Annotated in this window: 26 protein-coding genes, 1 pseudogene and 1 riboswitch; of the genes and pseudogenes, 19 read left to right on the forward strand and 8 right to left on the reverse strand. The window is 35.3% G+C overall.

What is annotated here, in order from left to right; all coding sequences use genetic code 11:
• Positions 1-78 precede the first annotated feature (78 nt).
• From ACQKP0_RS08435 to ACQKP0_RS08470, 8 genes are all read left to right on the forward strand, one after another.
• Entirely contained in the window at positions 79-1,248 is a 1,170-nt protein-coding gene (locus ACQKP0_RS08435; RefSeq protein WP_427405389.1) for a hypothetical protein, read from the forward strand.
• An 83-nt stretch (positions 1,249-1,331) separates the two neighbouring features.
• Complete coding sequence (locus ACQKP0_RS08440) at positions 1,332-2,201, forward strand: 6-hydroxymethylpterin diphosphokinase MptE-like protein (protein ID WP_427405390.1); 870 nt, start codon at positions 1,332-1,334, stop codon at positions 2,199-2,201.
• 33 nt (positions 2,202-2,234) lie between these two features.
• Entirely contained in the window at positions 2,235-2,909 is a 675-nt protein-coding gene (locus ACQKP0_RS08445) for a cytidylyltransferase domain-containing protein (protein ID WP_427405391.1), read from the forward strand.
• A gap of 41 nt (positions 2,910-2,950) precedes the next feature.
• A complete protein-coding gene (locus ACQKP0_RS08450) occupies positions 2,951-4,132 on the forward strand; it encodes an acyltransferase family protein (protein ID WP_427405392.1) in 1,182 nt (393 codons plus the stop codon).
• A gap of 95 nt (positions 4,133-4,227) precedes the next feature.
• Complete coding sequence (gene kdsA, locus ACQKP0_RS08455; RefSeq protein WP_427405568.1) at positions 4,228-5,055, forward strand: 3-deoxy-8-phosphooctulonate synthase; 828 nt, start codon at positions 4,228-4,230, stop codon at positions 5,053-5,055.
• A 2-nt stretch (positions 5,056-5,057) separates the two neighbouring features.
• Positions 5,058-6,041 (forward strand): KpsF/GutQ family sugar-phosphate isomerase, encoded by a 984-nt coding sequence (locus ACQKP0_RS08460; protein WP_427405393.1) that lies wholly within the window; start codon positions 5,058-5,060, stop codon positions 6,039-6,041.
• Positions 6,042-6,045: 4 nt separating this feature from the next.
• Complete coding sequence (locus ACQKP0_RS08465) at positions 6,046-6,567, forward strand: KdsC family phosphatase (RefSeq protein ID WP_427405394.1); 522 nt, start codon at positions 6,046-6,048, stop codon at positions 6,565-6,567.
• Positions 6,568-6,800: 233 nt separating this feature from the next.
• On the forward strand, positions 6,801-7,724 hold the full coding sequence (locus ACQKP0_RS08470; RefSeq protein ID WP_427405395.1) for a LytR family transcriptional regulator: 924 nt from the start codon (positions 6,801-6,803) through the stop codon (positions 7,722-7,724).
• Between the two features lie 600 nt (positions 7,725-8,324).
• Here ACQKP0_RS08470 and ACQKP0_RS08475 read toward each other — a convergent pair.
• The gene (locus ACQKP0_RS08475; protein ID WP_427405396.1) at positions 8,325-9,140 is read right to left on the reverse strand and encodes a DUF2785 domain-containing protein; all 816 of its coding nucleotides are present in this window, start codon (positions 9,138-9,140) and stop codon (positions 8,325-8,327) included.
• A 520-nt stretch (positions 9,141-9,660) separates the two neighbouring features.
• On the opposite strand from ACQKP0_RS08475, the gene pxpB reads away from it, so the two are divergent.
• Genes pxpB through ACQKP0_RS08490 form a run of 3 tightly spaced genes read left to right on the forward strand, consistent with a single transcriptional unit; the run spans position 9,661 to position 12,032 of the window.
• Positions 9,661-10,353 carry a 5-oxoprolinase subunit PxpB gene (gene pxpB, locus ACQKP0_RS08480; RefSeq protein ID WP_427405397.1) on the forward strand — a complete coding sequence of 231 codons (693 nt, stop codon included), beginning with the start codon at positions 9,661-9,663 and terminating at the stop codon, positions 10,351-10,353.
• Complete coding sequence (locus ACQKP0_RS08485) at positions 10,344-11,267, forward strand: biotin-dependent carboxyltransferase family protein (RefSeq protein ID WP_427405398.1); 924 nt, start codon at positions 10,344-10,346, stop codon at positions 11,265-11,267. Before pxpB ends, ACQKP0_RS08485 begins: the two co-directional genes overlap by 10 nt.
• 6 nt (positions 11,268-11,273) lie before the next feature.
• Positions 11,274-12,032: a LamB/YcsF family protein gene (locus ACQKP0_RS08490; RefSeq protein ID WP_427405399.1), complete on the forward strand. Its 759-nt coding sequence runs from the start codon at positions 11,274-11,276 to the stop codon at positions 12,030-12,032.
• Positions 12,033-12,264: 232 nt separating this feature from the next.
• On the opposite strand, the gene ACQKP0_RS08495 is transcribed toward ACQKP0_RS08490, so the two are convergent.
• Both ACQKP0_RS08495 and ACQKP0_RS08500 read right to left on the reverse strand, forming a co-directional pair.
• A complete protein-coding gene (locus ACQKP0_RS08495; RefSeq protein WP_427405400.1) occupies positions 12,265-12,396 on the reverse strand; it encodes a hypothetical protein in 132 nt (43 codons plus the stop codon).
• A gap of 15 nt (positions 12,397-12,411) precedes the next feature.
• Positions 12,412-12,498: riboswitch (cyclic di-GMP riboswitch) on the reverse strand.
• Between the two features lie 441 nt (positions 12,499-12,939).
• Entirely contained in the window at positions 12,940-14,025 is a 1,086-nt protein-coding gene (locus tag ACQKP0_RS08500) for a LysM peptidoglycan-binding domain-containing protein (RefSeq protein WP_427405401.1), read from the reverse strand.
• A 360-nt stretch (positions 14,026-14,385) separates the two neighbouring features.
• Between ACQKP0_RS08500 and ACQKP0_RS08505 the strand changes: the two genes are divergently transcribed.
• The 6 genes and pseudogenes from ACQKP0_RS08505 to ACQKP0_RS08530 all read left to right on the forward strand — a co-directional run bounded on the left by ACQKP0_RS08505 (position 14,386) and on the right by ACQKP0_RS08530 (position 20,857).
• A complete protein-coding gene (locus ACQKP0_RS08505; RefSeq protein ID WP_427405402.1) occupies positions 14,386-16,383 on the forward strand; it encodes a penicillin-binding transpeptidase domain-containing protein in 1,998 nt (665 codons plus the stop codon).
• A gap of 429 nt (positions 16,384-16,812) precedes the next feature.
• Positions 16,813-16,989 (forward strand): hypothetical protein, encoded by a 177-nt coding sequence (locus ACQKP0_RS08510; RefSeq protein WP_427405403.1) that lies wholly within the window; start codon positions 16,813-16,815, stop codon positions 16,987-16,989.
• A gap of 43 nt (positions 16,990-17,032) precedes the next feature.
• On the forward strand, positions 17,033-17,947 hold the full coding sequence (locus tag ACQKP0_RS08515) for a patatin-like phospholipase family protein (protein ID WP_427405404.1): 915 nt from the start codon (positions 17,033-17,035) through the stop codon (positions 17,945-17,947).
• Positions 17,948-18,067: 120 nt separating this feature from the next.
• On the forward strand, positions 18,068-19,078 hold the full coding sequence (locus ACQKP0_RS08520; protein ID WP_427405405.1) for a CapA family protein: 1,011 nt from the start codon (positions 18,068-18,070) through the stop codon (positions 19,076-19,078).
• 295 nt (positions 19,079-19,373) lie between these two features.
• A pseudogene (locus ACQKP0_RS08525) lies at positions 19,374-20,407 on the forward strand (serine hydrolase).
• A 30-nt stretch (positions 20,408-20,437) separates the two neighbouring features.
• Positions 20,438-20,857, forward strand: a complete 420-nt coding sequence (locus ACQKP0_RS08530) for a hypothetical protein (protein ID WP_427405406.1) — start codon at positions 20,438-20,440, stop codon at positions 20,855-20,857.
• Between the two features lie 80 nt (positions 20,858-20,937).
• On the opposite strand, the gene ACQKP0_RS08535 is transcribed toward ACQKP0_RS08530, so the two are convergent.
• Positions 20,938-21,195 carry a DUF3973 domain-containing protein gene (locus ACQKP0_RS08535; protein ID WP_427405407.1) on the reverse strand — a complete coding sequence of 86 codons (258 nt, stop codon included), beginning with the start codon at positions 21,193-21,195 and terminating at the stop codon, positions 20,938-20,940.
• 642 nt (positions 21,196-21,837) lie between these two features.
• Between ACQKP0_RS08535 and ACQKP0_RS08540 the strand changes: the two genes are divergently transcribed.
• Positions 21,838-21,921 carry a putative holin-like toxin gene (locus tag ACQKP0_RS08540; RefSeq protein ID WP_427405569.1) on the forward strand — a complete coding sequence of 28 codons (84 nt, stop codon included), beginning with the start codon at positions 21,838-21,840 and terminating at the stop codon, positions 21,919-21,921.
• A gap of 325 nt (positions 21,922-22,246) precedes the next feature.
• Here the strand turns inward: ACQKP0_RS08540 and ACQKP0_RS08545 are convergent, their stop codons facing one another.
• From ACQKP0_RS08545 to ACQKP0_RS08560, 4 genes are all read right to left on the reverse strand, one after another.
• Positions 22,247-22,759 carry a MerR family transcriptional regulator gene (locus ACQKP0_RS08545; RefSeq protein ID WP_427405408.1) on the reverse strand — a complete coding sequence of 171 codons (513 nt, stop codon included), beginning with the start codon at positions 22,757-22,759 and terminating at the stop codon, positions 22,247-22,249.
• A gap of 396 nt (positions 22,760-23,155) precedes the next feature.
• Positions 23,156-23,311 carry a hypothetical protein gene (locus tag ACQKP0_RS08550; protein WP_427405409.1) on the reverse strand — a complete coding sequence of 52 codons (156 nt, stop codon included), beginning with the start codon at positions 23,309-23,311 and terminating at the stop codon, positions 23,156-23,158.
• Positions 23,312-23,335: 24 nt separating this feature from the next.
• Positions 23,336-23,668: a hypothetical protein gene (locus ACQKP0_RS08555; RefSeq protein ID WP_427405410.1), complete on the reverse strand. Its 333-nt coding sequence runs from the start codon at positions 23,666-23,668 to the stop codon at positions 23,336-23,338.
• A 165-nt stretch (positions 23,669-23,833) separates the two neighbouring features.
• Positions 23,834-24,811: a LytR family transcriptional regulator gene (locus tag ACQKP0_RS08560; protein ID WP_427405411.1), complete on the reverse strand. Its 978-nt coding sequence runs from the start codon at positions 24,809-24,811 to the stop codon at positions 23,834-23,836.
• Positions 24,812-25,522: 711 nt separating this feature from the next.
• Between ACQKP0_RS08560 and ACQKP0_RS08565 the strand changes: the two genes are divergently transcribed.
• On the forward strand, positions 25,523-26,398 hold the full coding sequence (locus ACQKP0_RS08565; protein WP_427405412.1) for a polysaccharide deacetylase family protein: 876 nt from the start codon (positions 25,523-25,525) through the stop codon (positions 26,396-26,398).
• Positions 26,399-26,736: the final 338 nt, after the last annotated feature.

Below are 26,736 nucleotides of genomic sequence, written 5' to 3' on the forward strand. Positions count from 1 at the left end.
TATAACAAAAAGATGATATTTTTTTATTCAAAGAATGTTCTTTAAAAAGAACACACATTGAATAAAAAAGGAGATAACATGGAATATGCATATTTATTAATTGATCATTCATTATTTATTAATATAGATATAAATTTAATAGATCTTATATACTATTTGTTGTTTATGGCTAAACCATTTAACTTTCTCGAAAGAAAAACAAATAATAAACTGTTGAATTTTTTTAAACCTTTGGTAAGAATTAAACGAGTATTGGAATTTACCTACCTATTTTATAGAAGAAGACAATTATACTATAGGTCAAAAGATTCCTTGCCAATTATTACATCAAAATTTTATGGACATTGTTTAATGGTATCACGTCTAGGAGAATACAAAATTATCAATTTCAAGAAAAAAGAAATAACCACTGTTTTTTCTGATGATGATACAACGACGGAAGTTGAATCAAACATTCATAAATTAGTAGAGGCTCGAAAGTGTAACTTAGCACCTGAAATTACTGAGATGGATATAAATAGACGTTATGTTAAGGAATGTTATGTAAATTTAAAGACTTCTTCTTTTGATTATGATAATAATCACAATTTTAATTTAGAGGTCTTTCCATTACTAGGGATTATCATGATGAGCACAACTCCTCAAGTTATGATATTGAGACAGTATCAACAAAACTTGATAAACAGGATTCATCAATTGAAAGAGGCTTATATAAATGAAAATCCTCATTCCGAAGTATTTGATCCTGGTATACTGGAATTTTTCTCATTCATAAAAAGGAAAATGAAATTGGATGCCTCGATAAAAGATGTACTTTTGGTATTTTCACATGGTGATTTTTGGGAAGGAAATGTTCTTACAGACAACACAAAATCATGGGTTATTGATTGGCATACACTTGATAGACGAAGCTGTTATTTTGATTTTTACTTTATCGTGTTTGATAAAGTTGCAAAAAGAAAAGATGCTGAAAGGGTTCATATTGTCGAAGAAATAGATCAAGCATTTACATGTTTTCAAAAGCATTTAATAGAAAATACTAATTTTAATTCAGTGATAACACAAGAATTAATAAACCAATCGGATACATATAGGTATCTGTTTTATTTAGAATTTATTCTCCTTAGATTGCAGGAGTATCCTAAAAGAGATCAAAAGCATGTAGATTTTTTTGAAAATTGGATAAAATTATTCGGGGTATATGAACATAATAAGAAAAAAGAAATATCGATTTTAGTAAGTAATTAACACAGGGGAAGGTGTTATTTTTTTGTATTCAATGTTCTTTATAATGAACTGACTAACTGAATTCAAAAATGGGGTAATATCAAATGACAATTAAAACCATGCTGAAAAGTAATAAATTTACATATTATTTGATAACAAAAATAAGAAATATACAGTACAACATTATACCAACTATTACTTCTATTATTCTTTTTAACGTAAAAAAGTTTTTAAGAGTCGCACGTTTAAATAAAAAAAGTCGATACGAAAAGTTAAGGCAATTAAAAAATAAACATAAAGGCGAAAGATGTTTTATTGTAGCTACAGGACCAAGCTTAACCATTGAAGATCTTGAAAAACTAAAAAATGAAGTGACCTTTAGCATGAATTCCATCTGCTTAGCCTTTGAAGAAACCAATTGGAGGCCAACCTATTATGGGATTCAGGATGTTGGTGTCTTCAATAAATTTGAAAAATCTATTGAAACATTGGAAGTCGATTGTAAATTCATAGGTGAAACGATTGCTAATCAAAAACATATCCCAGACGATTATTATATCTATCCTATGAATATGCTTAATCATAATATAGTCCATCATAAGTACCATACGAAATTTAGCAATGATGCCTTTGCTGTCGTATACGACGGATATACAGTCACTTATTCTCTCATTCAACTTGCCGTATTTATGGGATTTAAGGAAATTTATTTGCTTGGTACTGATTGTAATTACTCTAGCAATATGAATCATCATTTTGTAAATTACGATCATGTGGATCCATCCTACTTATCAGCAGGTGACAAAATGATTTGCGCCTACGAAGAAGCAAAGAAATATGCTGATCGACATCAAATAAAAATATATAACGCAACTAGAGGAGGCATGCTCGAAGTATTTGAAAGAGTCCATCTGGAAGCTGTGCTATCGAATAGTAGTCAGAATACGGAATTGTTAGAAGCGGGAATAGGTTAATGTCTTAGTTTAATAAAGGGAGGCTGTTGTGTAGTGAAAAAACAGAGAGTTGTTGCATTTGTACCGATCAAGTTGAATAGCCAAAGACTGCCCATGAAAAATATACTCCCATTAGGAGAGTATTCTTTATCATGGTATATATTTGATTCTTTATTAAAGGTAAAAGATATTGATGATGTGTATGTGTTTTGTAGTGATGAGGAAATAAAAAAACATATACCTTCTCAAGTAAAATTTTTGAAAAGAGACAGGTATTTGGATGGAGATTTGGTTAAGGGACAGGAAATATATCAATCATTTATTGAATCAGTAGATAGTGATATTTATATTCTATCCCATACAACTTCTCCATTTTTAGCGGCAAATACCATAGAGAAGGCCCTATCGAAAATGTTACTCGAAGACTATGATTCCGCATTAAGTGTCCAAAAAAAGCAAACATTCGCCTGGTTTGAAGAAAAACCATTAAATTATGAGCTGAATAATATTCCACGCACCCAAGATATCACACCTGTTTTTATAGAAACAAGTGGTTTTTTTATGTTCAGAAAGAATATTTTTGAAGGGTATAGGCGAAGAATTGGATTTAAGCCTTTTCTTCAAGAAGTAGATGATGTAGAAGCCATTGATATTGATACAAAGGAAGATTATGAATTTGCCATACAAGTATATGAACAAGTAAAACAAAGAGCTTATATTAACAATTAAAAATGGGTTTTAGAAAATTTGAACCTAAGATTGGAGGGGCTATGCTTAAACGTTATGATCAAATAGATTCACTTCGCGGGATTGCAGTAATGTTAGTCATGACAAGTCATATTTCTTTAGTTACCGCAATCCCTCTTTTATCCTCTTTATTTTCATTTTATTTTCCACTTAATATGTTGTTTCAGGGGGATTCGGCAGTCAATTGCTTTTTTATATTAAGTGGTTTTGTATTGTATCTACCATATTGTTATGGGATCCAATCCACCTATGGAATATTTTTGGCCAAAAGATTTTTTCGTGTATATATCCCTTATTTAATCGCAATTGTCCTATCAATCGCATCCTGTATGCTCTTTTCAAAAGAGGGAATTAACGAACTAAGTGGTTGGTTTAATAATTCTTGGACTGAGCCAGTTACAGTAAAAAACGTGCTTAATCATGTGTTGGTGATTGGAAACTTTAATTCAAATATATTCAATAATGTTATTTGGTATATCGTACAAGACATACGGATTTCGATCATTTTTCCAATAATCGCTTTTATTATCATGCGTATTAATTGGAAAATATCTTTGCTGTTTGGACTATGTTTATCTTTAATAGGGGGGCTTAATCAAATATTTCATTGGCAACTGAACGCTGGTTATCATACCTCAATTTTCTACACCTTCCAATATATGAATATGTTTATCATTGGGGGGATCATTGCCAAACATTTAAATGACATTAGAAAAACATATGAAAATCTAACATTGGCAAAGAAAATTATCATTTTATTATTTGCATTTATTTCTGCCAATTATAATTTCATTGCGTCAATGATAATGAATAAAATAGGACTATATTTTTATGGAGACCTTGCCAGCAACTATTGTGTGGCACTAGGGTCTGTTACCATCATTGTGTTTGCGTTATTTTCAAGGCGGGTGCATCGTTTTTTATTCAATAAACCATTACTGTTTTTAGGGAAAATTTCCTACAGTCTATTTCTTTATCATTTACCAATCCTTTATAGTTTAATTTACTGTTTTTATGATGTGATTTCTGTGTGGGTTATTTATTTACTAACCCTGCTTTTGTCTATTATTATGGCAACAATCGCTTGGTATTTATTCGAAAGACCTTCGATAAGATATGGGAAATATGTCATTTCAAAAATAGAGTTTTTTGCGAAGAAAAGGTTAGCAACTAAAGGAAATAAAAACATCGATCATGTTGCTTAATTCAGGAAATAAATAATGATTTTGCTTGAACAGGTTAACAACAGGTAGAATAAGGGATTTATATTTATTAATAGAAGCTGGAGGAAAAGCCTATGGTGAATGAAGTGAAACTAAATGATCATATAATTTTCGGTGGAAACAGTCCGTGTGTTTTAATCGCAGGCCCTTGCTTAATCGAAAGCAAACAATTAATTGATGAAACAGCCGCAGCTCTGAAAGAAATCACGGGAAAGCTAAATATGCCATTTGTTTTTAAGGCTTCATTTGATAAAGCCAATCGATCGTCTATTTTTTCTGACAGAGGACCAGGGATTGAACATGGATTAGAGATGTTGGCTTATGTAAAGGAGAAATATTCTATTCCGGTAACATCGGATATTCATGAACCGTATCAAGCAGAGTTAGCTGGTGAGGTTCTTGATATCATTCAAATCCCGGCATTTTTATGTCGTCAAACTGATTTACTTGTGGCAGCGGCAAAAACGGGGAAAATAGTGAATGTGAAGAAAGGACAATTTATAGCTCCTTGGGATATGAAGAATGTAGTGGTTAAGCTTAGAGAATCTGGAACCGAAAAAATCCTCTTAACCGAAAGAGGCACTACATTTGGTTATAATCAGTTAATTGTTGATATGCGATCCCTTCCAATCATGCAAGAATTAGGGGTTCCAGTCGTTTTTGATGCTACCCACAGTGTACAAATTCCTGGGGGTCAAGGGACAACTACAGGTGGAAACCGGGAGTATGTACCCGTTTTAGCACGGGCGGCTGCAGCTGTTGGGATGGACGCTTTATTTGCAGAAGTACATCCTGATCCTGACCATGCTATGTCTGATGGGCCTAACATGGTTAGACTTGATCAATTGGAGTCTATGTTAAAACAAGTGAAAGTGATTGATCAAATCGTCAAAGGAGGAGTTTGACCGTGCCATCTTTTGTTCATACGAAAGAAAATTATATTGCTAGTGTAGGAGAAGTATTGGAGACAGAGGCGAAGGCCATCCTTCATTATAAAGAATTGCTAGGTGATGAAATCATCCAAGCGATTGAATTGTTATTAAACTGCTCTAGTCATGTGATTGTAACAGGTATGGGGAAATCAGGGATAGTGGGGAAAAAGATTTCAGCTACTCTGGCTAGTACTGGAACACCAAGCTTTTTTTTACATCCCGCAGAAGGACTTCATGGTGATTTAGGAATGGTTACAGAAAAAGATATTATTATCGCGATTTCCAATAGTGGGGAAACGGAAGAACTCATTAAACTAATTCCTTCTATAAAAAGAATTGGTGCAAAAATGATTGCCTTAGTTGGAAACACTTATTCTACGCTATCTGAAAAATCAGATATAACCATTAGTATTGGGAAAATAGATGAGGCTTGTCCACTAGGTTTAGCACCTACAACTAGCACCACATTAACATTGGCAATAGGTGATGCACTTGCCATTGCACTGTTAAAAGCTAGAAATTTCACCCCTGAAACATTTGCTCTTTATCATCCAGGCGGCTCTTTGGGAAGAAAGCTATTATTAACGGTAGAGGATATCATCCAAAAGAATCGGAAAAATCCTATAGCTAGTAATCGTTTAGGATTTAAAGAAGTTCTATTTAAAATGACTGAGTCCGGAATAGGTGCGGTCAGTGTAGTGGATGAGAATGGCTTGCTTATTGGAATTCTAACGGATGGTGATTTAAGGAGGGCACTAACATCTGGAATCGAAATGATGGATAAAACGATTGAAGGTTTGTACAATTGCTCCCCCATTACCATCACTTCAGATAGGTTAGCTGTTGAAGCATTGAAGCTAATGGAAGTGAATAAGATAAATGTCCTTCCTGTAGTTAATGAAGATGGGCGTCCAATTGCCATGATCCATATACAAGACTTGACCAAAATGGGGTTATAAGGAAATGAAAATCAAATTAATCATTTTAGATGTTGATGGAGTGTTAACAGATGGAAAAATAACTATTGGTTCCGATGGGATTGAGATGAAAAGCTTTCATGTAAAAGATGGGATGGGAATAAGCCTTGCAAAATACTATGGGATCAAATTTGCGATGATTACAGGTCGCAGGTCGGAAGCCGTATTGAACCGGGCGAGAGAGCTAAAGATAGATTATGTTTACCAAGGAGTAAGTGATAAAAAGGCAGTTTTTGATAAGTTGTTGATTGACTTAAATCTTGATTATTGTCATGTTTGTACAATTGGTGATGATCTAAATGATTTACCGGTCATTCAACATTCAGCCCTCTCCTTTGCTCCACATGATGCAGTTGAATTTGTGAAAAAGAACGTTACATATATTACAAATGCAAAAGGTGGGGAAGGTGCAGTAAGAGAAATGATTGACTTTATTTTAAAGAGTGAAACAGATTACGATCTACTAGTGAAAAATTATTTGGATGTTAAATATGAATTGACACAATAATTATTTTTTTTGATTGCCTGTTCGTTAAATGGAACTAACTTTAATAAAAACAATAGGTACTATTAGGCCTTCAAAAATAGTTTAGTCACAGATTAGTTTTTTCCTAAACCTTAACTATGAATTCATCCTATAAGGGAAAATTTGGTGAATCGCTGAAAACGAGGAATATTACGTTCCTAGTGAAGTCATTCATTACATAAAGTATAGGATGGTTTTTTGGAGGGATTTTTCATATGAAAGCTAAAAAAAAGAATCGAAAATGGTTGAAAATAACCGGCATCATTCTTCTAATCATCCTCATTAGTGGCGGAGTGTATAGTATTTCAGTCTATCAATCTGTTAAAAATGCGGTAGTGACGATGCATGAGCCGATTCAACGAAAGCAATCAGAAAAACGTGTGGTGCCTGTAGTTTTGACAAAAAAAGATCCTTTTTCCGTCCTATTGTTAGGGATTGATGAACGAGAAGGAGATCGTGGCCGCTCAGACTCAATCATTGTGGTTGGGGTAAATCCTAACAACCAATCTGTAAAACTTCTAAGCATTCCCCGAGATACCCGTACAAAGATTATCGGAAAAGGAACAGTAGATAAAATTAATCATGCCTATGCTTTTGGCGGAGTTCCGATGGCCATGGATACCGTTGAAAACTTTCTTGATATCCCGATTGATTATTATGTAAAGATTAACATGAAAGGCTTCAAAGATATTGTCGATGCTGTTGGTGGAGTGACTGTCCAAAATGATTTCGATTTTACGGATAGTGGATTTCATTTTCCAAAAGGAGAAATCAAGCTTGATGGAAAAAGAGCATTAAGTTATTCCAGAATGAGGTACGAGGATCCAAGAGGTGACTTCGGTCGGCAATCGAGGCAGCGAGAGATTATTCAGGCGATTATTAAGAAAGGAACTAGCCTTTCAACCTTAGCCAATTATTCAAACATACTCAATGCACTTGGGAAAAATATTAAAACGAATTTAACATTTGATCAAATGGTCGATATTCAAAAAAACTATAGGGATGCAGCAAAGGATATTCAGCAGTTAGAAATTCAAGAAGAAGGAAAAATCATTGATCGTATTTATTATGGGCTTGTCTCAAAAGAAGAAAAACAAAGAGTCCAAAAGGAAATTAAGGAACAGTTGGATTTAAATTAGTAAGCTTCCAATGTTTTTAAAAAGGCTCTTTTCTATTCAGGAAAGAGCCATTTCTAAAAATTTTTTAAGTTAATAGATAAATCATCAAAAATATTTACTTTAACAACTTAACATTTGCAATTGTTCCAATATGTTTGCAAATTTCATTTTCTAAAACAGAGGGTAGCTATGAGGAACTTCTTAGATATAAATCATCCAATATTTTTCTTGCCTGATAGGATAGATAATGATCGTAACTCATCAATAGAATTTTTGCCTTTAATAAATCACCATAAAGCATGAGATCAAATAATCTCGATAATTTAATTTTTTCATTTAATGTAATTATTTTTTTTAGATATAAACTATGTATTATCCTGGTTATTTTATTGTTTTGGTCGAATGAAATCGGATATAGTTCCACGGTATACTCTCCTAAATACTATGAACATATTAGTGAAATAAAAGTATACGTAAATAAACTATACAATTTCTATCATTTTGATTTTTAATAGGGTATGTCTGTTACGTTTTTACATATAAAATTTGGAATTGATTTCAATACAGCACATTGATGACCGAGAATCGCTATATTTTCAAGCATTAATTGATAAACTACTTCTATAAAAAGGTATTAAATGTACGTTCAATCTCAATAAGACTATGCTCCTCTCTACTTATTAAACCTTTTGTCTGTAACCTTATTATCAAAGAGCGTAGGAAATGCTTGAAATTAATACGTTGATTCATCGATGGTATGTCCTTCTTTTCAGGTAAAACCACTTTTCCCAGCCAATGACATAATGTTGGAATGGATACTTTCCCAGTCTCAACCATTGTAGTAACTGCAGTTGCTATTCGTTCGTCCTCTTCGGCATCAAATACTTGAGGAGCATTTATTAGTAACTTCATAAGACTATTCCACAAACTTTCGCAATCGGCCATCCCAGTAAATCTACTTTGTACACATTCATCAATTGCGTCGGAAATGTGTGCAGGCCCGTGTGCCCAGCCTTTACCCTCTATATAACTTCGGTAATCTTTTTCTAATTCACAGTATATGATGATCCTATCCATTGCATTTCGAAAAGATATCTCACTTAAAAATGGATCCCGATTATCCCGAATTAAAATTAATGCAATTAGGAGAGACGAAAAGGTACGTTGGAAAACACTATCTGAATCAACTTCTCCAATTTTATGGAGAAGCAAGTCCTTTGAGATGGCTTGCTCCAATACTTTTTCTAACTGTTCATTTGTTAGGAATTTCTTATCTAACAACCATTTTGCAAGGACATGATATCCCAAATTATCTCGAAGTTCAGCATCTGTGGAACCAAGCACAGCAATAACCTGTTGTACTGCTTCAAACTCATTTAATCCTTCTGGTAAAGCATAATCATTATTCATAATTTCATAGAGTTTATCTTTTAACAAACTAATTTCTCCTTTATTTCCCAAAATCACTAGGTATACTCGCATCCTTTCCATTAAGAATTTTCCAAAAAATAATCGTTGTACTGTCTTTTCAAATCGATCATCAAATGTCCTAAATAACAGGGCTCTCCATTATTATCGATATGACCTACATACACAAACTCATCCTCATAGATCGTTACCCCGGTAGTCTGAATGTTCCCCTTTTGTTTGTTTAAAACAATCCTCTCACATGTGGTTTCCCCCTTTTTAAATATTTCCAAAATTATAATACAACTTGGAATTATTTTCTATAAAAATCTTTTATCCTTGCACAGTGCAAAAATCCTCGAATGATGGCGTTTTTTGTTTAGCGTTTTTAGACATTTATTGCATTTTTGTCGACATATTACAACGAATTTTTTTGTTTCCCACTAGTTCGACATTTCCCGGGAAAGTTTGTCAGCAATCCTCAAATGTTAGACATCGTTCATTCAATTTGTGATACAATTCTAACAACTACCAACAAAGGGCGTGAGACATGATGTTTCCACTAGGGGATTCCGCGGTTTTGATAGAATTTGGAGGGGAAATTGATCGGAAAATTAACCAATCCGTTCTAACGGCAGCAAGGTATTTGAAAGACCATCCATTTCCAGGAATGATTGAAGTCGTCCCAGCATACACAACGTTAACGGTCCATTATGACCCGCTGCAGATAAAATCGGTTTTTCCCTACGATAAAGTTTGTCAGGAAATAAGCAGCAGACTCGAAAAAGCACAATCGGAAAATGGAATAAAGGGGCAGACTATTCAAATTCCTGTTTGCTATGACAAAGAGTTTGCTTTAGATTTGTCATATGTTGCAGAATCCAATGGATTGAGTGAAAAAGAAGTGATTGATATCCATACTTCGACCATTTATGATGTGTATTTTTTAGGATTCTCGCCGGGCTTTCCTTTTCTAGGGGGAATGAATACGAAAATTGCCACACCACGAAAATCCTCGCCTCGGTTAATAATTCCTAAAGGATCTGTTGGAATTGCAGGGAAGCAAACAGGTATTTATCCACTTGAAACACCAGGCGGCTGGCAAATTATCGGTAGAACACCAATCCCATTATTTTCTTTGGACAAATTTCCACCAACATTACTTCAACCAGGTGACCAAGTTCAATTCGTGTCGATCACGCGGGAAGAATTTTATGCAATGGAGGAACAGTCATGGGAATAAAAGTATTAAAAGGGGGATTATTGTCGACCATTCAAGATAGTGGTCGACAAGGTTTTCAGGAATATGGATTTGTTGTCGGTGGTGCCATGGATACATGGGCGATGAAGCTTGCTAACCTTCTGCTTGGGAATCATCCAAATGAGGGAGTCATAGAAATGACAATGATTGGTGCTACCTTCGAATTCGACACGGATACAACGATTTGTATGTGTGGTGCCGACATGAAGCCGACAATAAACGACATTTCTGTTCAGAATGGTCAGTCGATTTTTGTAAAAAAAGGAGATGTTCTCACCTTTAAAAATACAGCAAAAGGCTGTCGAATCTATCTTGCGATTAGTGGCGGTTTTGCTTGTGAACAAGTTTTAAACAGCAAAAGTACATACATAAATGCTGATATTGGAAAAAGAATAGAAGCAGGAGATTATGTTTCTATTAATCAACCAAATAAAATATCTACTATAAAACAAAGACTAGATCCAAATCTATTTTCATATATAAATGACAAAACTATTCGGTATACTGAGGGAAGACATGCCCATTGGTTTTCCAATAACCTAGAAGGGAACGAATATAAAATCAGTTCAGAGTCTAACCGCATGGGCTACCGATTAACCGGTCAACCAATTCGTACGAACGTGAAAAATGAAGTGATTACCGAGGGAACCGTATTTGGTACGATTCAGGTTCCGCCTAATGGTCAGCCTATCGTACTTATGGCAGACCGGCAGCCGACAGGGGGCTATCCGAAAATAGGAGAAGTAATCACAGCCGATTTCCCGAAGCTGGCACAATGTAAGCCAGGGGATACAATTCGGTTCAAGAAAGTCACCCTTCGTGAGGCCCAACAAATTTATAGAGAAAACTCGAAAACAATCAATATACTGCAAAAGCTACTTAAAATGAAAGGGTGAACATTCATGCTCCAAATCGACCTTAACTGTGACTTAGGTGAAAGCTTTGGGCAATATACAATCGGAAACGATAAAGAAATGATGAAATATATTTCATCCGCTAACATTGCGTGCGGCTTCCATGCAGGAGATCCAAATGTGATGAATGAAACGGTTAAACAGGCTATTAAACACGGAGTTCAAATTGGTGCCCATCCTGGTTTCGCAGATCTTCAAGGGTTTGGCAGACGAAATATGAACATTTCTCCTGATGAAGCCTATCATCTTATTATATATCAGGTTGGTGCCCTCCAGGCCTTTGCAAACATACACGGCGGGAAAGTAAAGCATGTCAAGCCGCATGGAGCCCTTTATAATATGGCAGCAGTTCAACCAAGTTTAGCAGAAGCGATTGCTAAGGCCATCTATGATCTTGATTCAGAATTAATATTATATGGACTTGCAGATAGCGAGTTAACAAAAGCAGGAGAAAAACGTGGCTTAAAAGTTGCTCATGAAGTATTTGCCGATCGAACCTATCAATCTGACGGAACATTAACACCTCGAAATCAACCGAATTCAATAATCACTTCAATCGAGGATTCCATTGCTCAAATTTTAAAGATGATCAAAGATCAAAAAGTAAAAACGATTCATGGTGAAGAAATTTTGATAAAAGCAGATACGATATGCATCCATGGTGACGGTATACATGCAGTGGAAATAGCGAGGAATATTCATGATGCCTTGCGGAGGGAGAACATTGAAGTTTGTACCCCGAGTTAGAAAAGCGCAAGCGCCTTGCTCATCGGCGTACGGATTTTGTAGTCTTCGACTGAGATAAAGGAAACACGGCGAGGGACGAGTCGATGTTGACTTATCGTAGGGAGGAGACGGAGAAATCCGCTAGCCGATAGGCGCTGGAGCTAGACATAGTAGACACTTTTCATGTCTAATACCCTTAGTAAATTTTATACTTTCTTACCTTTTTAAAAAGAAGAGGAGAAAAATCCTCTTCTTACATATGATAGGCCAATATAGGAATGGCACAAAAAACAGCAGCTACGACAACTCCAATTAATATATAGTTAAGCTTTTTTTGCCTTTGTTTCTTCATGTACATTTCTTCTGGTGTTAAAAATTTACTCAACTTCCGACCCTCCGATTCGATAACTGGCTGACATTAGCTCACTGAGCCTTAGTCCCTGTAGTTTTGCGTCACCATCTTTCAATGGTTTTGCCTTTTCGTACAAGCGTATATTATCAGAATAATAGGTTTGTGATAAGTGAGAAAAGTCCTTAATAAATGGGTATTTTTAGGTCAAATAATGATATTTAGATTATATAGTTGAGCGGAAGTCCTAGATATCCCATTAATTTCAAAAGAAGGAACTAATAATCAAATGGATTATCTAAAAATTCCGAAGAATATCATAGGAATTTTGAAAAATGTCCCAAAAAATTTTGGGTATGACCTATATATTTTGAAGCGTGATTCTAAAAATAGAGAAAATGTCCTGATCGGAGAATAACGTCCTAATAATTACAAGGAATCCTAAAAATTGAGAGAATGACCAAAAAGTTTCGAGGAATGACCCAAGAATTTGTGAATACGTTCCAAATGAAGATTTACCTTCAATTTCCGAAAAAAAAACCAAGTCCAATTCGAACATTGAACTTGGTCCGTACACGATTAATCTAATTCATACAATCTCTTATATCCATCAAAATGGGATTTCCAATAAGAATTATTTAAGGATGAGAGCTGTACACCATTATCGCCTGCATGAATAAATTGATTATTTCCGACGTATATACCTAAGTGGGAGATACCGGATTTATAAGTATCTGCAAAAAAGACAAGATCCCCAATTTGTGGAGATTTCACATAATAGGAACGGCTGTAATATCCTTCACTAGATGTACGTGGTAAATTGACACCAGCTTTTCCAAAAACGTAATAAATGAATCCGCTGCAATCAAAACCTTTTATGGTAGACCCGCCCCATTCATATGGGGTGCCTAATAATTTGGTAGCTTCATCAACTAATTTTTTTACAGAAAATTGTAAATCTGGTGCTGGAGTTTCTACCTTAGGTGGATTCGTTTGTCCTGATTGGGCTTTTACAATCAGGCTTTGCCCTATGTAAATCATATCTGATGTTAATTTGTTAAGCTTTTTCAAATCGGCTACAGACATCCCGAAGTTTAAGCTGATTTTTCCTAAAGTATCGCCTGATTTGACAATATATGTACCTTGTGGAGTAGCAACTGGTTTTGTCGGTGTACTAGGTTTTGCTGGTACGCTCGGACTCGGAGTTGCTGGCTTTGCTGCCGGTGTTTTTTGGCCAGTAGTTGAAGCCAACGTCGGTTTTGAAACTTTAAGGACATCACCAGGGTAAATAACAGTGGTTTTAAGTTTGTTCCAGCTTTTCAGTTGGGTTACAGTAACTTTATATTTACTGGCAATTTTACTAAGATTATCGCCAGCTTTTACTTTATAGGTTGAGGTTTTACTAGCAGTAGTCGAAGAAGGTTTTTTCGTTACTGCGGAAATCGTTTTGTTTGATTTTTTAACCGTTAATACTTGGTTAGGATAAATCATATCACTCTTTAATTTATTCAGTTCTTTTAATTTGGTTGTGGACGTGCTATATTTATTGGCAATTGACCACAGGGAATCGCCCTTTTTAACTTTATACGTATCTGCAAATGCTTGTGGGGCAAAGGCAGATGTGATAATTGTCGTTGCAGCAATCGACATAATCGCTTTCTTCAAAACAAATTTCCCCCCCATTTTTTTAGTTGGTTTCAAAAGGTTGTTTTTCAAATATTAAAATCGATTTTAATGATGGCATCTTTCTTCAATGTTTGGTACCGTATCATTTGGACTTTTGAAAAAAAGAGCCTTTCGCAAAAATTGTTGCTAGTTTCGTATAGTAGGTAAAATTCTAATACTGGGATTAGTTTATGATTAAAATTTTCTTAAAAAGCAACAAGACTTTACTAATTCACCTATTATTCTATCAAAATATTCGACAATTGTACCCCTTTTTTGTGAAAAGGTGACGAAAGTCTTAGAATAGTTGTCCTATTCTTTTGTATAATATACTTAAGGACAAGAAAAGGAGGCTTTATTTTGAAAAAGGTTATCTTTATTGTTGGTTTGTTCTTATTAATTTTAGCGGGTTGCGAAAAAGAACCTTCACCGAATGATAGATTAAATGAATATGTGAAGCTTTGGGATAAAAGTAATTTTGAAAAAATGTACAACAATTATCTTTCGACAAGTTCAAAAAAAGAATTCAAATCCGAAGACTTTGTTGAGCGTTATCCTAAAATATACGAAGATCTTGAAATTCGTGATTTAAAAGTCTCCTTTAAACAATTAAAGGAAGACGATTTTAAAAAGAAAGATAAAGTGTCTGTCCCAATCAATATTTCCTTCAATACAGTGGCAGGCAAAGTGAAATATGAAAAGAAAGTCACATTGGAAAAAGAGGAAAAAGACAAGAAAACCAATTGGTATATTGATTGGAGCCCAGAGTTAATTTTACCAGGCTTAGAAAAAGGGGATAAAATCAAACCTGTTACGATTGATCCAAAGCGTGGAGAAATCCGTGACCGAAATGGAAGCGGCCTGGCGATTAATGGTCAGATTTATCAATTTGGAATTGTCCCGGAAAAAATGGCTGGCCATGAAGCAGAAGTGAAACAAAAGCTAGCATCCTTACTAAATATGTCTGTTTCAGAAATTGATCAAAAGTTGAAGGCATCATGGGTAAAGCCAAACTTATTTGTGCCAATCAAAAAAGTATCTCCGGAAAATGAAGGACTTGTTCAGAAGCTATTAGATCTTCCTGGTGTCGATAAACAAGACACGGAAGGTAGAGTATACCCATTTGGAGCAGCAACAGCTCATTTAGTTGGCTATATTGGTTCGATTACGGCTGAACAGCTGGAAAAAGAGAAGGACAAAGGTTATACATCAAACAGTGTCGTTGGAAAACGAGGTTTGGAGCAGTTGTTTGAGGAAAAACTCCGTGGAACACCAGGAGAAAAAATTTCAATTATCAAACCGGATGGAACGGAAACAGTTGTGGCAGAAACGGAAGTTCAAAATGGTAAAAATATTTCAGTGACCATTGATGGAGATCTCCAAAATAAAATTTATAACGAAATGAAGGACAATGCTGGAACAGCAGCAGCGATACATCCGCTTACTGGTGAGGTTCTTTCCTTAGTAAGTACGCCTTCATTTGATCCTAATGATTTTGCTCAAGGAATATCTGGAGAAGAATATACCAAACTTGAAAAAGACCCGCTTCAGCCTTTAATTAACCGATTTGCACTGTCTTATGCACCAGGATCTGTCATCAAACCGATTACAGGTGCCATTGCCTTGCAAAATGGCTCATTAAAAACGACCGATACGAAAACCATTAACGGAAAGTCTTGGGGAAAAGGTGGAAGCTGGGGTGGATATCAAATAACCCGGGTTCATGAAACGAGTGGACCAATTAATATACAAACAGCATTAATGTACTCCGACAACATATTCTTCGCCCAAGCAGCACTAGATATGGGTGCTGATAAATTTGTCAAAGGATTAAAGGATTTTGGCTTTAATGAAGAAATTCCGTTCACTTATCCATTGAAAAAGTCACAGATCTCATCGGACGGAACATTAAATAGAGAAATCTTGCTTGCTGACACAGGCTATGGGCAAGGTCAAATGCTGACAAATATCCTGCAGCTGGCAACGGCCTACACACCGTTTTTAAATAGCGGTAATCTGTTGAAACCATATCTCCTGCTTGATGAGAAAAACACAGGAATATGGAAGAAAAATATTATCAGTGCAGATAATGCAAAATCGATTGCAGGTATGATGCGTCAAGTGGTCGCTGACCCACGCGGCACTGGACACGGAGCGAATCTGCCAAATGTAGCCCTTGCTGGGAAAACGGGAACAGCCGAATTAAAAAGCTCGAAAAATGAAGAAGGAAAAGAAAATGGAGTCTTCGTCGCTTACGATTCGAAAAAGAAAGACCTACTCGTCGCTATGCTGATCGAAGGAGTCCAAAAAGGTGGCAGCAAAATCGTCGTTCAAAAAGTTGCCAATGTATTTAAATGAGTGCCACGAACACCCTGAACTCTTATGAGGTTCAGGGTGTTTTTTCTTGAAAGATAAGAATTTACATCTATGTTAGAAAGAAGGTTTGTTATAGATAAATCGCGAAGAGGGCTATCATAAGCGGACATTGAATCCGTTATTTTTATTAAAGGCTGTTTTCGTAAAGTTTGTTGCTTTTTTTTTGATATTGTATTAACAATCTGAGTTGATTGTAGCGGAGGGCACTTGACTCCTGCGGGAAAAAGAGGGAAGTGGGAGACCCCGCAGGCGGTAACGCTGAGGAGGCTCCCATCCCTCCCCGCGGAAAGCAAGTGTCTGGAGCGGAAATCAACGGACTAAGTTTATAGTCTAAAAACAACAATTTATATGAAAAGAGCCTTATTAAATGACCATAATTTAAGGGCTAAACGGACACTGAGTACGTTATTTATGAAAAAATACAAGGAAACTACTGCTTTTATACAAAATAGAGGAACCTATGTCCGCAAATATAATAAATTAACCCATTTTTGTACAAATAACGGAACTGGTGTCCGCCAAACCCCACAAAAACTAATAAAACAGGTTCTTTTGTATGATTGTGAAAATTTAATCTATTTGCAATAATTGTAAGTAAACACCAATAACTCTGATCGAGAGGTGGAAAATAATGAAGGCAGATGCGGTTTTTGAGGGTGGCGGCGTTAGAGGAATTGCATTTGTTGGAGCGATTCAAGCGATGGAAGAGGCAAACGTAGAATGGCAAAGATTAGCTGGAACATCAGCTGGAGCCGTTATTGCTGCACTTTTGGCAAGTGGCTATAAGAGCAAGGAAATTAGAGAACGGATAAGTGAAATCAATTTCTCAAAGCTTCGAGGTAAGACAATCCTAAATAGCATTCCTCTTATTGGTACTTTTCTGGAACTAATGATTCATCTAGGAATATATAAGAACGATCATTTAGAGGCATGGGTGGATTCACTTTTATTGGAAAAAGGCATTCGAACATTTGCAGATCTTCCAGAAGGAAAGTTAAAAGTTATTGCCTCAGATGTTTCGAATGGGCAAATGCTCATTTTACCAGATGATTTGGAGCGATATGGGATGACTCCAGCTGATTTAAAAGTATCAACCGCCGTTATGATGAGTGCCTCTCTGCCATTTTTCTTCCGCCCTGTGATTTGGAAATCAAAAGACCTTAACAAATCTTATATTCTAGATGGTGGATTACTAAGTAACTTTCCAATATGGATATTTGATACAGATAACCCTCGTTTTCCAACCTTTGGATTTCATTTCGTGAAAGATGAAGTGAACATCGATCCTGTCATACCAACACCGATCCATCTTTTTAAAAACATATTCAAAACGATGCTTCAAGCCCATGATTTACGATATATGAACGACGAAACGATTGAACGGACCATACAGATTCCAACTGGATACATCAATGCAACAGATTTTGAATTGAAAGACAATGAAATTGAATTTCTCTATCAATCAGGCTATACTTCGGCCAAAAATTTTTTAATGAACTGGGATTTTCAAAAACATAAGGAAAAACGAATGAAAAGATTAGGTTGAAAAAGAGCGAGAAACCAAGGTCTTACGCCTAAAAATTAAGTAATATTTCCACCACAAATCGACCAACATCGACATCCCCATTCTATTACAATAGTATAAAAGTTCTAGGGGGAATAAGGGATGAAGATATTTATCAAAATTACTCTTCTACTAATCTTGCTGTTTTCACTTAGTTCGCCTCAATCAAAAGCAGTCACATCACCTATCCGCATTACCTTTGCTGGTGATTTGATGATGGACTGGTCTGTAAAAGAAACGATAAACAAGAAAGGCGTTGACTACCCCTTTCAACAGGTGAAAAAAGAGATTACAAACAGTGATTTTGCCGTTGTTAATTTAGAAACTGCTGTTACAACAAGAACGTCAAAATTTCCAAAGGAATACAACTTTAAATCAAATCCAAGCGCATTAAAGGGAGTGAAAAATGCTGGCTTTGATATGGTCTCCCTTGCCAATAATCATTCAATGGATTTTAAACGAGAAGGGTTAATCGACACGATGGCGGCATTAAAAAAATACCAGCTCCCATATATAGGTGCCGGCTACAATTCAAAGGAAGCCTACACAGCAAAAACCTATAAATTAAAGGGGAAAAAAGTTACCTTTCTTGCTTTTTCACGGGTCCTTCCCGATTTAAGCTGGGTGGCCCAATCAAACCGTGCAGGTTTAGCAAACGGCTATGACTTAAATCTGATGACAACAACTATTAAAAAAGCAAAGGCAAAGTCAGATTATCTGTTTGTCTTTCTTCATTGGGGAGTTGAACGCAACAAAAGACCAGAAGCGTTTCAACGAACATGGGCGAAAAAAATGATTGATGCAGGTGCCGATGGAGTCATCGGAAGCCATCCACACGTACTTCAAGGGTTTGAATACTATAAAGGCAAACCAATTGCCTACTCTCTTGGTAACTTTTTATTCCCGGACTATGTCACTGGAGATAAAGCCCAAACCGGCTTACTTCACATTGATATCAATCAAAATAAACTTACGATGAGTATAACACCATATAAAATTTACAAAGACCAAATCATTTCACAAAGCAGTACAGAACGAAAAAAGGTCTGGAAAAACCTTCAATCCATCTCGTTCGGTGTTACGATAAAGGCTGGAAAAATAACAAAAAAATAATATCCCTTATTCATTCGACATAAAATGACAAAAACGAATACCTCCTTTCTTTAAAATAGTAGAAAAGCACTAGGAAGTATAAATGGTGAAATTTAATAAAACCATTTTATTCGTTTTCATTCTATTAATCTATTTGTTATCAATCGTTGGCCCTCATTCGCAAGCAGCAACGATTGATAATTCCTATCAAGTTTTTAAGAGAAATGTATCAAAAGATCTAGGTCAATACATAAAAAGCACTGGTGGAGAAATTACACTTGAATATTTGGATTTAATTACAGGGGAGAGCTTTCAAATGAATAGCGGGATCTCCCGCTCAGCAGCTAGCACAATTAAACTTCCCCTTGCTATGTATGTGATGGAGCTGGCAGATGAAAAAAACTCGACCTGAATCAAAAGTTGACTTACAAAAGCCATCACTATTATGGCGGAAGTGGTGTGATTCAAAAGGATAAAATCGGGACGAAATATACAATAATGGACCTTCTCAAAAAAGCAATGGTTTACAGTGACAATATCGCATTTATCATGCACAAAGAAAAAGTGGGACAAGGCAATTTTATAAAATATATGAAAAAGCTTGGAGCAACCTATACGTATCCTAATGGTCAAAATAAAACATCATCACACGATTTGACTCTATACGCAAAACATCTTTACGAGTACTCGAAAAACAGTTCCAATGGAAAAAAGCTTGTAAATTATTTGCAAAATACCATTTATAATGAAACCATTCCAAAAGGGATAAAAGGGGCAAATGTCGCCCATAAAGTTGGAATGATTCCAATGAACCAAGTGTCTAATGATGTCGGAATCATCTATGACAAGAATCCTTTCGTTCTTGCAGTAATGACGAATAAAATGTCCTATGAAAAATCAAAAAAGGTCATTTCTACACTGGCTTCTATTATCTATAAGCACCATAAAGAAAAAAATAATTTCTCATTTTTTACAGCAAAGTCAGATGTAGCAGTGTATCAAAACAAAGAAGCAAAAAAGAAAATCGGTATCCTAAAAAAGGGTGAAGCATTTAAAGTAACATCGAATCAAGGAGAATGGCTAGCAATTCAAGCAGGTACAAACAAAGGCTATATTCAGAAAAAGTGGGTTACTGCCTATTCGAAAGCACCTATTACCGGATTTGCCAACGATTCCTACAAAAATAATTATGTGATTAAGGTGAAAAAGACTACATCCATTTTAAATAAGGATTCCACTAAAGGAAAACCAATAGCAACTATTAATAAAGACACACAACTACCGGCAACTTCGATAAGTCACGATTATTATAAAATATCGTTTGGTGATCGGATCGCATATATTCATTAAAATACTGTCACTCTGGAATTTTCACCGGAAGTGAAATATATTCAAATCAATAATGATGGAACACCTATATACAGTAACACCGAAGGAAAGCTAGTTAAAATCGGTTTGTTAAAAAAAGGACTTATTTACCCGAGAATAAAGGAGAACGGAAAATACAGTGAACTTCAATTCGGTGAGAAAAAAGTGTATGTACTAGAATCAGCAACCACTCCGATTTACCAAGCTGTTTTTGACTTGCCAAAAAATAAGGATTCTGAAGGTACCATTCAACTTCAGCAGAACACGAATGTTTATCAAGACAATTCCTTCAACGATTCATTTGGAGAAATTTTTAGCGGACAAACAGTAGAATATTATCAAATTCTAGAAGATTGCTATGTTATCAACTATCTTGGCAGAATCGGATACATTAACAAGGAAGACATAACGCAAAAAAGCGATGAAGAATGAGTACCTTATACTTGTTATGGAAAAACGTATGAAAGAAGCCAAGGCATTTATAAAAAGCACTTGGCTTCTTTCACATTTTTCTATGATATTATGTTATTACTCTCCTTACGGTGGTGAGCAGGTAAATAATCCATGATACTTACTATTTTAGGAAACTCCCTTTGGATGACGCTTTGCCTAATTCTATTCTGCTTACTTCCAACACAATCTTCCTTATCACACATCCCTAAATGAATTTTTTGTCCTAATAATGGATCTATATAAAATCCATTCTCAAATATCTTGCTTTTACCTACCTTTTCCTTGTGAAGCCGCGAACAAGCAACACAGTAATACATTGACAATTCCTCCTCGATAATTTTAATCTATTTAACCAATCATAATTTGTTGCGATACATTCAGCCCAACAGAATGATGATTCTCTTTATCTTATTTTGTTTTTCTGGAGTGCCTTTGTAGCATGCTATGTAACGGTGTTGAAAAAAGTGTAAGTTTGGCAAATTAAATTGAGGAAAATTCAACAGTTTTACATGAGGGTGTATGGCTATCAAAGTGTGCAGTGATGCTGGATGCAGGGCTATAACCTACGGAAATATGGACTATAAAAATGAGAAAAGAGCCTATTAACTCGGCACGAAGGACCATTTCCAGAGGGGATCGTATATTCAGATAAGGGGCTCATTTTTCCAAATGATCGGACCAATTATTTGAGAAGTGGGACCTAATTTCTAAGATCAAAGGACCAATTCAAGCAGAGTAGTCCATTTATTCAGTTACAGAGGAGTATGATGTATACCCTCTACCTCTGTACCAAAATAACCCTTCACTTTGTTGAGTAATTCTCAACAAAGTTTTAATATTTTCTCAACGTTTTTACAGGACATTAGCACATTCTTTCAACATTTTAAATATTGTATTGTAAGGGTGCAATAAGGGGCGATAGCTCACCTCCAGATTCCGCAGGAAGGGAGGTGTGGAAGATGTCAGTGTATGAAGCGATTCAAGCGATGTTAACGTTTGGTTTACTGATTGTAGGCATGCTGGCATTTCAGAAAAAACAATAACCACCCTATATGCCTGGCAAGCTAGGTGGTTATTTTATCTTAAAAATTTTGAGCTACACCCTTAGGTCAGATGTGCCTTTGTTCTCAAATATATTATGCATTTCTGTAAAATAAGATACTTTCATAAATGGAGAAACTTTGGAAAGAGCTGCCTTCAAAGAATATGTTAAGCTTTCTGAGGCTCTAATAAGTAACAGCAAAACGACATGCCGAGTACTACTTTGACATGTCGTTTTGAAGTAAATCTTAGGTTTCATTCACTGCTTCTTTTCCTGAAAAAATCCAGATACAGCGATCAAGGCAAAAAAAAATAACACACTAGGTGCTATAAACTAAATAACATTGTAAAAATATTTTTCCTTTTGACTTTCTTTTTCTCTCTCATTTGATTGAGGTTGACTATTTTTTCATTATTGTTTTTTTCTTTTAATTCATTTTCTAGAAATTCTACGCGCATATTAAGTTGAGTCACTTCATTCTTCAATTCTTCCAGCTCACTTCTGTGGGTTAAAAGCTGATAAGAAACAACATCATCAGCCTTTTCATTCAAACTTCTTTCTAATTCATTTACCTTTTCAAGAAGTGTATCCACTATCGGTTCCTTTTTATGCATCAGAGCTTTTCCTTTCCGACTGTTTTTGGGTGCCACGACTATATCCTGAAGGAGTATTCCATTCTGGATTTCTTCTTGAATATGTTTTAACACAGAAATATCTTCTTCATTAAAATGGAAATGGCCAAGTTCATTACGATGCATGTCAAGGTCAAGCTGTTTGATCCATCGCTGAATGGTACGTTGGGAAACACCCAGTAAATTTGCCGCACTAGCAGTGTTCAAACTAATCCCTCCTTTATTAATCACTTATTCTATCTCTAGATGACGAATTCCTTTGCATGTGACAAAACTAGTATCACTTCGGCAAAGAAAGTGATGGTCCAACGATTTTTTTATGAATATGTCGAAAGGTAGGGGATAGGTAGTAGGAGGAAAAATTCAGAGAACAATCTTACCCTAACAGAAACAAAAAGTTATAATCAATGTCCTTGGAAAGAAAGTGAATGAATTAGGAAAGTGAAATGCCCTTGAAATTCCGAAATATGTCCTGAAAAAGAAAATTATGACTCAGAAAGTCTAAAATATGGCCATAAAAAAAATTGGTCCTCTTCTTTTAAATATGGTCTGTTTTCATATAGTCTTTGGGGTACAAAAAAAGACCCCTTATATGAGGTCATACTATTTATTTAACGGGACTTCAATACTTTCTTCTAATGCTTTTGATTTACTCATAAATGAATCCCAATCATTGTGTATAGTAATATTTAGTCCTAATCCAGCTTTTCGCAGATTTGTTCGTAGTAATTCAAAATTTTCCTTATCTTCTTTGGTCAATATTGAAAATTTATATAGCTCATCTTATGGATGCTGCCTAAGCTTTGAGGCTAGTTTTACTAAAATTTCTCTATCCCCATTAGTTACTGACATTAAATGTTTTGCATTACTTAAACTAAGATCTATTCCATTCAAAACATCACCTAATTTAGTTGTAACTAAGTTAGGTTCAGACCAATTATTATCTTTTTGTTGGGCAATCAAACCTTCTAACTCAACTAAGTTTTCTTGTACTTCAGTAAAGAATAATTGCTCGCTTGTAAAATTGATGTTTATAAAAAACCACCCAATCAGAAGGACAAATATAGTATTTGCAATAATAGAACTCCTAAAAATAATTTTTTGCTTTTTGGTCATAATCATTTCCCCTTTAATAAAAATCTATTTCATTTAAGGTGTCTATAAATTAAATTTTATCAGAAAACTGATCTGTTACCGTTAAAAACAACAATCTTTAAGAAAGCGGCATAAAATAAAAACCGCAGCTCCAATGATTTTTCATCATTGTCACTGCGTTTCCCATTAAGATTGTGATGCGGTTACTGTTGCTTTACTCAATTCAAGATGCTCCCTTAGTACGTCAGAAACCTTTTGTCTTTCATCATCAGTAACGAGGTAGTACCAGATGTTATCACCAGATTGAGTAGGCATTAATTTACCATCACCTTCAATTTTTAGTTCTTCAATATTTTTTCTGATATCCTTATATTTTGATTGGATGCTCATCATTTCCTTAAAAGTAAGGTTCGTTTTCACATTTTTCGCTAAAGCATCGAAAATATTGTCATAATTCCATAAGGAAGAGATACTGGCTCCTTCATCTAAAATGGATTCAATAATTTCCCGTTGTCTTTTTTGGCGTCCGAAGTCACCTTCTGGATCCTCTTTACGCATTCTGGAAAATTTAAGTGCATCTTTTCCATTAAGTTTTATATCACCTTCTTGAAAATCTGTACCGCCAGCAGAAAAGGCTAAATCATTATGGACGGTAACACCGCCAACAGCATCTACCAGGTCTTGGAAGCCTTCCATATTTACTTTAATATAGTAATCAATCGGAATATTTAAAAAGTTCTCAACGGTGTCCATTGACATTTCAACATCACCATATGCATAGGCATGGTTAATTTTATCAACCGTTCCATGTCCGACAATTTCCGTTCGAGTGTCACGCGGAATACTTAGCATCTTAATCGACTGTAAGTGTGGATTGATCGTCATTAGAATCATTGTATCTGAACGACCCTTATCATTTTTACGTTCATCTACACCAAGCATAAGAACTGAAAATGGATCCCCATTTTTGACGGCTACTTCTTCTGTTCGTTTCACTGGCTGTTTACGCTCAACAGGTTTATGAATCGAATTAACGGCACTATTAAAAGAATGATAGACAGAGTAAGCGTAAGCTCCTCCTCCTACTAACATGACAATCAATACTGTTAACATGGCAACAAGCCACTTTTTTCTCTTTATTGTTTTTTTCTTTTGACTCCTCATTTGCGTATTCCTTTCTGTCCAGCGCAAGCAGCCGGCCCTCGAGTTTTTCGGGGCAGACTAAGGCGCTTCCACTTTTCTTTTTCAGTAAACTTCCATTACAAATGTATAGACGATTTCTATGACAGGGTGGTTTCTTAAAAATTATTTTCAATTTTGTACATTATGAAATATCCCAATATTAAATTGATTTCAGGGCATCTTTTCTTATTTTTTGCATTGACTTAGACTTTATGAAAAGAGCCACTGGAAAAAAAGATTCATGAAAAAATGTCGTTCTTATTAAGATTATCCAGTAATTACTACATATAGACCTACAATTTTATTATGTCTGTACCTGTTCCTCGGACATTTGGATGAAACAAACTGTTAATCGCATTATTAGTTATACAAAAAGATAATTTTCCGACATCCTAAATCATTTTCATAAAAAGAGCATATATTTTATAGAGGGGAAAGGAAAATCGTAATACAATAAACTAGTAGATTTCGAGTTTCGAAATGTACTTACATAAATATACTATATATTTCACGAAAATTTGACAAAATCCTTTCAAAATTTTGGTTACATTTTTGTTACAAAAGTCTCATTACATATGAAAAGTTGCTCTGAATATGCAGAATGTTAGGACTTTACACCCTGTATAAAATAGCAACAATGGTAGTAAAACAGGTATTCAAAAGGAGTAGGTCAAGAATAAAGGGGGAAAAATAATGAAGAAAAAAATGTTTGTATTTGTCATCATTACATGTTTTTTAACGATTCTACTATTCAACCAAAAAACAGCTAATGCAGATATTGTCGTTCAAAATCAATTTAAAAAAGAAGCTTATGGATCGGATCCATGGTTCTCCATTGTAAAAAATATAAATAAGGGGGCTCCTGTTGACGATAAAATAACAAAAGCCCACATACCAAATGCTAATATTGCATCTGAGAAAAAACCGAAACCACCCATCAAAAAGGAACATCCGAAAAAGATCGCATACATTACAATTGATGACGGTCCTAATAATAGTATCGACCGAATCTTATCGATACTAGATAAATACAAGGCTAAAGCTACCTTCTTTATGCTTAATGACAATATGAAGTATCACAAAAATGCTGTAAAGAAAATGACGAAGAGTGGCCACGGTCTCGCCTGCCATGGTGTCACCCATGACACAAACAAGTTTTATCATTCTCCAACATCAGCAGCACAAGAAATGAAAACCTGTTTCGCCACATTGAAAAAAATATCAGGTAAAACATCGGTTGTGATGCGTGTCCCGTATGGCAGCAAGCCTTATATGACCACACCATATCGTAAAAAAATGGATGAATACGGATACAAGATGTGGGATTGGAACATTGACAGCCTCGATTGGAAATGGTTGAATGGTCCAAAAACTGCCGATTTTACCATCAATCAAATTAAAAACATGAAAAAGGCTGGGATTACACCTATCATTCTATTACACGATAAACCAACAACGGCAGATGCCCTTCCGAAAATATTAAAATATTTAAAAGACAACGGTTATGAAATGAAACCACTGACGAACGATATGAAGCCGTATAATTTCTGGAATTTAAGAAAAATATAGATGAATACAAATGGTGTGGAATGAAGCACCAGTGTCTGATTTGGATCCTGAGATGGGAATCAATCGATCCCATTGATTCCAGTTCTGGTTACTTTGATCAGGGAAAGGAATCAATCGATCCCATTGATTCCAGTTCTGGTTACATTGATCAGAGAAAAGGAATCAATCAATCCCATTGATTCCAGTTCTGGTTACTTTGATCAGGGAAAAGGAATCAATCGATCCCATTGATTCCAGTTCCGGTTACTTTGATCAGGGAAAAGGAATCAATCGATCCCATTGATTCCAGTTCCGGTTACTTTGATCAGGGAAAAGGAATCAATCGATCCCATTGATAC

The organism is Heyndrickxia sp. NPDC080065, from assembly GCF_050281185.1.
Taxonomy (GTDB): domain Bacteria; phylum Bacillota; class Bacilli; order Bacillales; family Bacillaceae_C; genus Heyndrickxia.